Below are 8855 nucleotides of genomic sequence, written 5' to 3' on the forward strand. Positions count from 1 at the left end.
TAAGGTCATTGTCTCTGGGGATACCCCAGCAACTCAACCCTGAACTTGGCGTGTGTGTTCATGAAGAACTGACTCTAAACCATTTCATACGAGGGGGCATCCACATGGTGGAGACGAAGGCTGAACGGGAAGCCTTGGTTGAAGAGATTCTCGAGTGGAAGAAGAAGCGGAACGCCCTGATCCTCGCGCACAACTACGAACTGCCCGAGGTGCAGGACATCGCGGACGTGCTCGGCGACTCGCTCGCGCTGGCGCGGGCGGCGATGCGGGCCGATGCGGACGTGATCGTGCTGTGTGGCGTCCACTTCATGGCCGAGACGGCAGCCATCCTGAATCCAGACAAGACGGTGCTGCTGCCCGATCCGAACGCCGGCTGCTCGTTGGCGGATTCCATCACGGCAGATGAACTTCGGGCCTGGAAACAGGAGCATCCGGGGGCCGTGGTGGTTTCGTACGTCAACACGTCCGCGGATGTGAAGGCGGAGAGCGACTATTGTTGCACGTCCTCGAACGCGGTTCAGGTCGTCCAGAGCATCCCCGAAGACCGGGAGATCCTGTTCCTGCCCGACATGTTCCTCGGCTCGTACGTGAAGCGAGTCACCGGGCGGGAGAATATGCACATCTGGATGGGCGAATGCCATGTCCACGCCGGCATCCGGCCGCACGATATTGAAGCGACCCTCGGGGCCCATCCTGATGCCGAGCTCCTCATTCACCCCGAGTGCGGATGTTCGACGTCCAACATGTATTTGCTGGCGGAAGGGCGGTTGCCGGCGGATCGCACGCATGTTCTGTCCACGAGCGGCATGCTCCAGCGGGCGCGGGAATCGGAAAAGCGCGCATTCATCGTGGCCACAGAGGTCGGCATCTTGTATCAGATGGAACGGCAAAATCCGGGAAAGACCTTCATCCCGGCCAATCGAGCGGCGGTCTGTCCGTTCATGAAGATGATCACATTGGAAAAGGTGCGGGATGCCCTCGCGGACCTGAAGACGGTCGTCTCCGTCCCGTCGGACGTGGCGGAGCGCGCTCGGATTGCCATTGAGCGGATGGTGGCCATCGGCTGACGCCAAGCCGGCGAGGCAGGTCGGTTGCGCTCACGCGTCGAATCCTCTCAGAGGAGGAGAGACCTTCCTCCGATTTCAAGGGGAGTGCCGCCACGTCGAGGCGCTCCCCTGCCTCATTCTCGCTCCGCTTGCGAAGGACTGGCTATCGACGCGAGCAGGGAGGCCCAGTCCACTCCTTCGAGACTGCTGCGAAATCGACATCCGTCCGGGAAGGTCATGCGTTGCGTCACGGCGTTGGGGACGCATAACACGTGCATGCCCGCGGCGATCGCGGCGATCGCGCCGTTCGGCGAATCTTCCACGGCCAAGGCTTCCGACGGCTCAACCCCCAGGCGCCGACACGCCAATTCATACAACTCAGGATGGGGCTTCACCTGGCGGACGTCGTCTGCGGTGGCGATCGCGTCAAACAGCGATTCCACGCCGTATTTCTTGAGAAGCGGTTCGACATAGGCGCGCCGCGAGCTCGTCGCAAGGCCAACGGCGATGCCGAGCCGCTTCAATTCGTGCAGAGAATCGCGCACGCCGGGCCGAAGAGGCTCACGGCTCAGCAAACGCCGGTGTTCGGATTCAACCGCGAGTTCGGCGTCGTCGCGCCGGACGGACGAGTCCAGGTCGCACAGGTGTCGGACGGGATCGAACGCATCGGAACTCGTCCCGATGGATTTGCTGTACAGGTCGAACGGAAGTTCTCGCCCGTGCCGGCGGTACAAGCCGGCATAAGCCTCATACCACGCCTGTTCGCTGTCGACGATCGTACCGTCGAAGTCGAAGATGACGGCCTTCATACAGACCTCCAAGCTTTGTCTTCGCCAGGAGTATACCATGGCCGCAGCGGCCGAGACATTCGGGGGCCGCGCACGTTTGGCTGGAGCGAGACATCCGTTTCACGGGACCGAACGGCGGTCGTTATGTAAGGATAAATAACGCAAATCGACGAAAACGCTTGCCGTCATACCGGCGTCAGAATGTTACCTTTTTATACGTTAGATAATCTTACATTTTTCGTTGACGGTTCGAATGTCCACGTGTATCGTTATAAAAAAATTCACGCAAAGGAGTGGGGAGAGAACATGCTCAGAACTCGGTGGAAGTGGCTCCTGTCCGCCATGGCTGGTCTCGGCGCCGCGCTGGTGCCTGCGACGTGTTTGGCGGCGACCACAGCGCCGCCTGTGAATTCAGGTGACGAGGCATGGATTTTGGCTTCGTCGGCCCTCGTCCTGCTCATGACACCCGGACTCGCCTTCTTTTACGGAGGTCTCGTGCGGACGAAGAACGTCATCACGACGATGTTGCAGGTTGTGGCCGTCATCCTTGTGGTGTCCCTGCAGTGGGTGATTGTCGGTTACAGTCTGGCGTTTGGACCAGATTTCCACCACATCATCGGCAATCTGAGCTGGGTCATGATGCGCGGTGTCGGAGCTGCGCCCGATTCCGACTACGCGCCCACCATTCCCAACATGCTCTATTCTATCTTCCAAATGATGTTTGCCATCATCACCCCCGCGCTGATCGTGGGTGGGTTGGCGGAGCGCGTGCGGTTCGCGTCCTTCGTGGTCTTCATCGTGCTTTGGGCGACGTTCATCTACGATCCGCTGGCCCACTGGGTGTGGGGCGCTGGCGGTTGGCTGCACAACCTGGGCGTTCTCGATTTCGCGGGCGGCACCGTCGTTCACATCTCGTCAGGCGTCGCCGGTCTGATGGCCGCTCTCTATCTCGGGCGCAGAGCCGAACACGGGACAGGTGAAATCAAGGCGCATAACGTGCCGTTTGTGCTGCTCGGCACGGCGCTGCTCTGGTTCGGTTGGTTCGGATTCAACGCGGGCAGCGCGGTGGCCGCCAACTTCCTTTCGGCCGAAGCGTTCCTCGCGACCAACACGGCGACGGCGGCTGCCGCAGTCGGATGGATGATTGTCGAAAAGCTGAGGACGGGTCACGTGACGCTCGTGGGCGCCTGCGCGGGCGCGGTCGCGGGGCTCGTGGCCATCACGCCGGCCGCCGGATTCGTCTCACCAGGCTATTCGATTGTGCTCGGACTTCTCGGTGGGGCGTTCTGCTACTTTGCATCCACGTTCATGAAGGCGAAACTCGGGTACGACGACGCGCTCGACGCGTTCGGCGGGCACGGCATCGGCGGTACGTGGGGCGCCATTGCGACCGGCCTGTTCGCGTCGACCGCGGTGAACCCGGCGGGGGCGAACGGCCTCGTGCACGGCAACCCGCACCAGGTGCTGCTGCAACTCGTCGGCGTGGCAAGCACGTGGGTGTTCTCGGGTCTCGGCAGCCTCCTGTTGCTCTGGGTGGTCGACAAGGTGATGGGCCTCCGCGTGACGAAGGAAGAGGAGATCATGGGGCTCGATCTCGCCTTGCACGCGGAGTCCGCGTATCCGGAGACGCTCACCGCGTCGGAGTTGCCAAAATACTTTGGTGCGAACGTCACGCCGCTCATCAAGGAGTCTCCGCTTGAACACGGCACTCAGAACTAAAGGGTGAGGTATTGCTCTCGCTCCCAGACGTGAACGGTTCGCGCATAGACGTTCCATTCCAGCCGCTTGGCCTCCAGAAAGTGGCGCAGGGCGTGATCGCCGAGCGCCGCCTGGAGGCACTCGTCTTGTTCGAGCTCGTCGAGGGCGTCGCGAAGGGTTTCGGGGAGCGGCGCCACGCGCCGCAAGAACCGCTCTTCATCCGACCACCTTTCGGGCAGATCGCTGAGCGGGTCGGGCAGGGGCAGCTCCCGCTCGACGCCGTCTGAGCCTGCGGCGATGGCGCAGGCGACGGCGAGGTAAGGGTTGGCGGATGCATCAGGCGCCCGCCACTCCCACCCGCCGTTCGCCGCCCGCAGGTAGGGAGCGGGATGGCGGTCGGACCAGGCGACAAAGCCAGGGGCTTCCTTGCTGCCGAGGCGCTTGTAGCTGTTGACCGTGGGATTGGCGATGGCGCAGAGGCCGCGCGCGTGTTCGAGGATGCCTGCGGCAAACGCCTGCCAGACGGGCGCCTGGGTGTCGCCGTCCGCAGGCGCGAACGCGAGGTGCAAACCGGAACCCGGGAAGTCCGTGAACGGCTTTGGCATGAAGGAGGCCGTGAAATCATACCGGGCGGCTTCGCGGCGGATGACGAGTTTGGCCGTGACCATGGCGTCCGCGGCGGCGACGGGCGGAAGCGCGGCGAGATCGATCTCGTACTGGTGCGGCGCGCCTTCGTGGTGAATTTGCACAACCGGAATGCCGGCCTCGGCGAGGGCGGCGGCGATGGCTCGCAGGGCGCGTCCGGGATTGTCCGCGACAGGGGCGTCGAAGTAGCGGGCGGGATCGTCCAACGGCGCCTCCGAAACGCTTTGGGTTCGGGGAAGGAGGAAAAACTCCAGTTCAGCCGCCACCACCACGGGAGGCATGCCGGCGTTCGCCGCACGCTTCACGGCGCGGGCCAGGATCCGGCGAGGATCGCCTGCGAAGGGCACGCCGTCGGGAAGCACGACGTCGCAGATGATGCGGATGGCGCGCGCGCCGGAAGGATCGTCCCACGCGCACGCCGTCGCCACATCGGGCATGAGCCGCATGTCGGACTCTTCCGCGCGGGCGAAGCCTTCGACGGATGAACCGTCGAAGCCGAGACCGTCATCGAGCGCCTTGGGCAGATGGCCGGCGGGAATGGCGACGGCCTTCACCGAGCCCATGAGGTCGGTGAACTGAAGGTGAACGGCGTCGACGCGGCGGTCTTCGAGCTGGTGAATGAGCGATGAAACAGTTGACATGACAATCCACCACCCGGACAATGTTCTGTGCTGATCATAAAGCACGAAATCTCGAAAATCTAGCAATCATCGCATGAGCGCCGAAGGGCGGGGGCGTGAGGAGGATGGCGGTGAACGTGCCGGTGTGCGTGACGGACGCGAGGGATCTTTGCGAGCGCGGCGCGGAGATTCAGCGTGCGTGGTGCGAAGCGCTCCTGGAGGACGAGAGTCCGCCGGAGGATTCGACTTCCTTTCAGCGCTGGTTCGCCGGATTTCAAGTGCAACGCCGGGCCATGGTGCTGGCCGGCTGGCGGGAAACCGCCTCGGAGCAAGTCCAGAGCCGCGCGCGCATCATCGCGCTCGGATCGCTCGCGCGGGGCGAGGACCTGCCGCAGAGCGATCTCGACTTCGCGCTCGTCACGGACGGCCATCTGTCGCTTGCGGAAGCGGCTCCTGACGTCGAGCGCTTTGTGCGATGGATGGGGCCGTTGGGCTTCGCGCCGTGCATGGGCAACGTGATGGGGGCGAATCCGCGCTGGTTCGGGGAGGAAAGCGCCTGGCGCGCACGCATCGCGTCGTACGCCGCGTTTCCCGACTGGGCGAATGTTCGCTACCTGTACATGACCGTCGACGCGCTGCCGCTCGAAGGCGCGCCGCATTGGACGCCCATCGCCGCGCAGGTGCGCGAAACGCTTGCCGGATCGCCTTTCATGAAGTGGCAGATGGCTCATCTCGGCATTCGGGGGACGGTGGGCTTCGGTTCCCTGCGCGGCATTCGGTGGGACGCGAGCCCCGGTGGACCGGCGCTTCACATCAAGGACAGCTTCCTGGCTCCCATGATTCACGCGCTTCGTCTCTTGAGCTTGCATCATGGCGTCGACGTTCTCGGGTCGGTCGATCGCGCCCTGTCGCTCGGCCGCGCGGGCGCTCTGGGCGATCTGCCGGCGGACGGGATCGTCCAAGCGCTGTGGTTTGGCTGGCGACTTCGGGCGCGCCGCCACGCGCAATGTTGGCTCCGCGGAGAGCGGGAGTCGGTGGATCTCGTCTTCCGCTCGGAGCTCGCCAGTGCGTGGCAGGAGGCGCTCAGGGAGCATCTTCGGACGGCGCAAGCGCTGGAACGACTGGTGTGCCAGCGGTTTCCGAAGCCGAGGGGATCGCGATGAGATGGTTTTTCTCCATTCGGCGCGAGGCGCCGTCCGGCCCCGAGCCGACACCCGTCTGGGAGCGGCCGCTCGCCCAGGCGCCGTACTTCGTGCTCGATCTCGAAACGTCCGGTTTCTCTCCCGCGCGCGACAAAATTCTCACGGTCGCCTGCGCGACCTTTGCGGGGGCGAGCCCGGATCCCGAGGACAGCCTGTACGCCGTCGTTCGCCACGAGGACGTCGCCGACGTCCCTGCGCACATCTGGGAACTGACCGGGCTTTCGCCCCAGGACGTGCGGGATGGCGAGCCGCTCGAGCATGCCCTGCGCCGGGCGCTGGAACTGGGTGCGGGCCGGGTCTGGGTGGCGCATCACATCCGGCACGATCTCGGCTTTCTCCAGCGCGCCGCCGACGCGCTCTGGCGGCTGCGCCTGAGGCCTCTCGCGGTGGACACCGCCGTCGTGGGGCAGGTGTTGGTGCGGGCGCCTCGCCCGCTGACGCTCGACGAGGCGTGCGAATGGCTCGGTGTACCTGTGGCGGGTCGCCACAGGGCGGATGCGGACGTGCATATGACCGCTGCCGTGTGGCGAAGGGAAATGGAGTTGTGCGCCAGGCTCGGGCTGCAGACGGTGAAGGACGTGATCGATTGGGTGAGCGCGCGCGCCACGGGGTGATGGAACGGAGGGCAGGAGGGTTGAGAACTGCTCATTGAATGATGGGCAATTGTGTATATTTGATGTATTCTATTTCTATGAAACTCAGTGATTGGGCAAGCAAGAAAGAAAAGAATGGATACAAAACCGCCTGGCGTTGGGTAAAAGAAGGCCGGATGCCCGTGCCTTTTGAGCAACCCCCTTCGGGCACCATCCTCGTCCACGAAGCCGAGCCCTCTACGACGAATGCCGTGGCCTTGTATGCGCGCGTGTCAAGCGCCGACCCAAAAGCCGATTTGGATCGCCAAATCGCACGGCGTTTGGGTTTGAATACGTCGAGGCGGCTTTGGCTGCTCAAGGCCGACGAATTCTCGTCGTGGAGCCAGGCGAGGTCAAGGACGATTGGATGCAAGACATGATCGAAGTCTTCACAATCGTTCTGTGCGCGGTTGTACGGGCGGCGTTCCGCTCGTCACCGCGCCAAGCGCGCTTTGGAGGTTCTCGAGCGTGAAGATTCATCGGGCGTATCGGTATGAGTTGGCGCCGAATCGGATGCAACGGGTCCTGCTTGCGAAGCACGCAGGTGCGGCCCGATTTGCGTACAATTGGGGGCTTGCCCGACGCATCGCGCTCTATGAGAAGACGGGGCAAAGCACGAACGCCATCGAACAGCACCGGGAACTCAACCGCCTGAAGAAAACCGACTTTCCGTGGATGTATGAGGTCTCCAAGTGCGCTCCTCAGGAAGCGCTGCGGGACTTGGATCGCGCGTTTCAACGCTTTTTTCGCGGGTTGAAGGAGGGGCGCAAGGTCGGATTCCCTCGGTTCAAGAAAAAAGGGCGTGACGATTCGTTTCGCCTGACGGGTTCGATTCGCGTCTTGGACAACGCCGTACAACTGCCTCGGCTCGGGCGGATTCGGCTGAAAGAGAAACCGCGTGTCGAAGGCCGAATCTTGTCGGCGACGGTCAAGCGGGAGGCGGATCGATGGTATGTGAGTTTGGCAGCAGAAACGGAGATGCCCGACCCTGTGCCGCCTTCGGGCGAGCCGGTGGGTGTGGATTTGGGGGTTTCGTGGTTTGTAACGTTATCCGACGGGACGAAAATCGAGGCGCCAAAGCCGTTACGCCGATACCTTCACCGCTTAAAGCGGCTGTCGAAGCGGCATAGCCGAAAGAAACCCGGCTCGCGAAACCGGCGCAAGTCGGCGTTGGCGCTTGCTCGACTGCACCGGAAGATCCGCAACATCCGACAAGACTTTTTGCACCAGGTGACGACGGAGCTTGCGAAAACCAAGCGAGCGATTGTCGTGGAAGACCTGCATGTGCGAGGCATGATGCAAAATCGAGCGTTGGCGCGAGCCATTTCGGACATGGGTTTTGGTGGGTTTCGGCGGATGCTGACGTACAAGTGCGCGTGGTATGGTTCGGAACTCATCGTGGCGCCGCGGTTTTACGCGAGTAGCAAGACGTGTTCGGCGTGCGGGCACGTGATAAGCGAATTGCCATTGTGGGTGCGGGAGTGGACGTGCCCGGTGTGCAGCACGCGGCATGACCGCGACATCAACGCAGCGAAAAATCTTTTGAGAATCGGTACCGCGAGTTCCGCGGGAAGTGACGCCTGTGGAGATCCCTCTGGCGGGGCAGCCTTGGGCTGCTAGTCATGGGTCGCGGAAGCAGGAAGCGAGAAGTGGACATTTGTCCATGAATCGCAGGACGGCAGGAGGTATAATTTAGAGGAAACATTACACTCGTTCAGGAGGTGCGACGATGGACGAACAAGCGAAAAAGACGGCCCTGCGCCATATCACCTACGGGCTGTACGTCATCGGCACGAAGATCGGCGAGGACGATGTGAACGCCTTCACGGGCAACTGGGTCACGCAGGCTTCGTTTCAGCCGCCGCTCGTGGCCATTGGCGTGAAAAAGGGAACCACCTCGTGCGACGGCATCCTGCAGAGCCGCGTGTTTTCCGTGAACGTGCTGGAAAGCGGGCAGAAGGATCTTGCGTTCAAGTTCTTCAAGCCCATCAAACGCGTGGGCAACAAATTCGAAGACGTCGAATTCTACACGTCCACCACGGGAAGTCCCATCCTGCGCGACGCGCTCTCCTGGTTCGAGTGCCGCGTGACGGACGTCGTCGACCGCGGCGATCACGTCCTGATCGTCGGCGAAGTCGTGGGGGGCGGCGGCCCCCCCCCCCCGCGCCCCCGGGGGCGGGGCGCGACGGGGGGGGTGGACGTCGGCGGGGGGGGGCGGCCCCGG

The 8855-nt window shown here is 63.1% G+C and carries 8 protein-coding genes and 1 pseudogene; 7 read left to right on the forward strand and 2 right to left on the reverse strand.

Going from position 1 to position 8855, the window contains the following annotated elements; translation table 11 throughout:
• The first annotated feature begins 104 nt into the window (after positions 1-104).
• Entirely contained in the window at positions 105-1067 is a 963-nt protein-coding gene (gene nadA / locus J3481_RS14040; protein WP_206832660.1) for a quinolinate synthase NadA, read from the forward strand.
• A 113-nt stretch (positions 1068-1180) separates the two neighbouring features.
• Here nadA and J3481_RS14045 read toward each other — a convergent pair whose 3' ends face one another.
• Positions 1181-1855: an HAD family hydrolase gene (locus J3481_RS14045; RefSeq protein WP_206832659.1), complete on the reverse strand. Its 675-nt coding sequence runs from the start codon at positions 1853-1855 to the stop codon at positions 1181-1183.
• 384 nt (positions 1856-2239) lie between these two features.
• Between J3481_RS14045 and J3481_RS14050 the strand changes: the two genes are divergently transcribed.
• On the forward strand, positions 2240-3553 hold the full coding sequence (locus tag J3481_RS14050; protein WP_328702151.1) for an ammonium transporter: 1314 nt from the start codon (positions 2240-2242) through the stop codon (positions 3551-3553).
• On the opposite strand, the gene J3481_RS14055 is transcribed toward J3481_RS14050, so the two are convergent.
• Complete coding sequence (locus J3481_RS14055; RefSeq protein WP_206832657.1) at positions 3550-4818, reverse strand: glutamine synthetase family protein; 1269 nt, start codon at positions 4816-4818, stop codon at positions 3550-3552. The two genes, J3481_RS14050 and J3481_RS14055, sit on opposite strands and share 4 nt — an antisense overlap.
• Positions 4819-4922: 104 nt before the next feature.
• On the opposite strand from J3481_RS14055, the gene J3481_RS14060 reads away from it, so the two are divergent.
• From J3481_RS14060 to J3481_RS14080, 5 genes and pseudogenes are all read left to right on the forward strand, one after another.
• A complete protein-coding gene (locus J3481_RS14060) occupies positions 4923-5960 on the forward strand; it encodes a DUF294 nucleotidyltransferase-like domain-containing protein (protein WP_236011740.1) in 1038 nt (345 codons plus the stop codon).
• Positions 5957-6613 carry an exonuclease domain-containing protein gene (locus tag J3481_RS14065; protein ID WP_206832655.1) on the forward strand — a complete coding sequence of 219 codons (657 nt, stop codon included), beginning with the start codon at positions 5957-5959 and terminating at the stop codon, positions 6611-6613. Before J3481_RS14060 ends, J3481_RS14065 begins: the two co-directional genes overlap by 4 nt.
• Positions 6614-6690: 77 nt before the next feature.
• Positions 6691-7128: pseudogene (locus J3481_RS14070) on the forward strand (IS607 family transposase).
• Positions 7100-8251, forward strand: a complete 1152-nt coding sequence (locus tag J3481_RS14075) for an RNA-guided endonuclease InsQ/TnpB family protein (protein ID WP_206832654.1) — start codon at positions 7100-7102, stop codon at positions 8249-8251. Before J3481_RS14070 ends, J3481_RS14075 begins: the two are co-directional and overlap by 29 nt.
• 109 nt (positions 8252-8360) lie before the next feature.
• A partial coding sequence (locus J3481_RS14080; RefSeq protein ID WP_236011741.1) for a flavin reductase family protein occupies positions 8361-8855 on the forward strand: 495 nt, incomplete at its 3' end.

It is taken from the genome of Alicyclobacillus fructus, from assembly GCF_017329605.1.
Classification (GTDB): Bacteria; Bacillota; Bacilli; order Alicyclobacillales; family Alicyclobacillaceae; genus Alicyclobacillus; species Alicyclobacillus fructus.

What these genes read in the sequence shown, in the direction of transcription:
- nadA (WP_206832660.1), top strand. Translation starts at nt 105, where the DNA reads ATGGTGGAGACGAAGGCTGAACGGGAAGCCTTGGTTGAAGAGATTCTC.
- J3481_RS14045 (WP_206832659.1), bottom strand. Translation starts at nt 1,855, where the DNA reads ATGAAGGCCGTCATCTTCGACTTCGACGGTACGATCGTCGACAGCGAA.
- J3481_RS14055 (WP_206832657.1), bottom strand. Translation starts at nt 4,818, where the DNA reads ATGTCAACTGTTTCATCGCTCATTCACCAGCTCGAAGACCGCCGCGTC.
- J3481_RS14060 (WP_236011740.1), top strand. Translation starts at nt 4,923, where the DNA reads ATGGCGGTGAACGTGCCGGTGTGCGTGACGGACGCGAGGGATCTTTGC.
- J3481_RS14065 (WP_206832655.1), top strand. Translation starts at nt 5,957, where the DNA reads ATGAGATGGTTTTTCTCCATTCGGCGCGAGGCGCCGTCCGGCCCCGAG.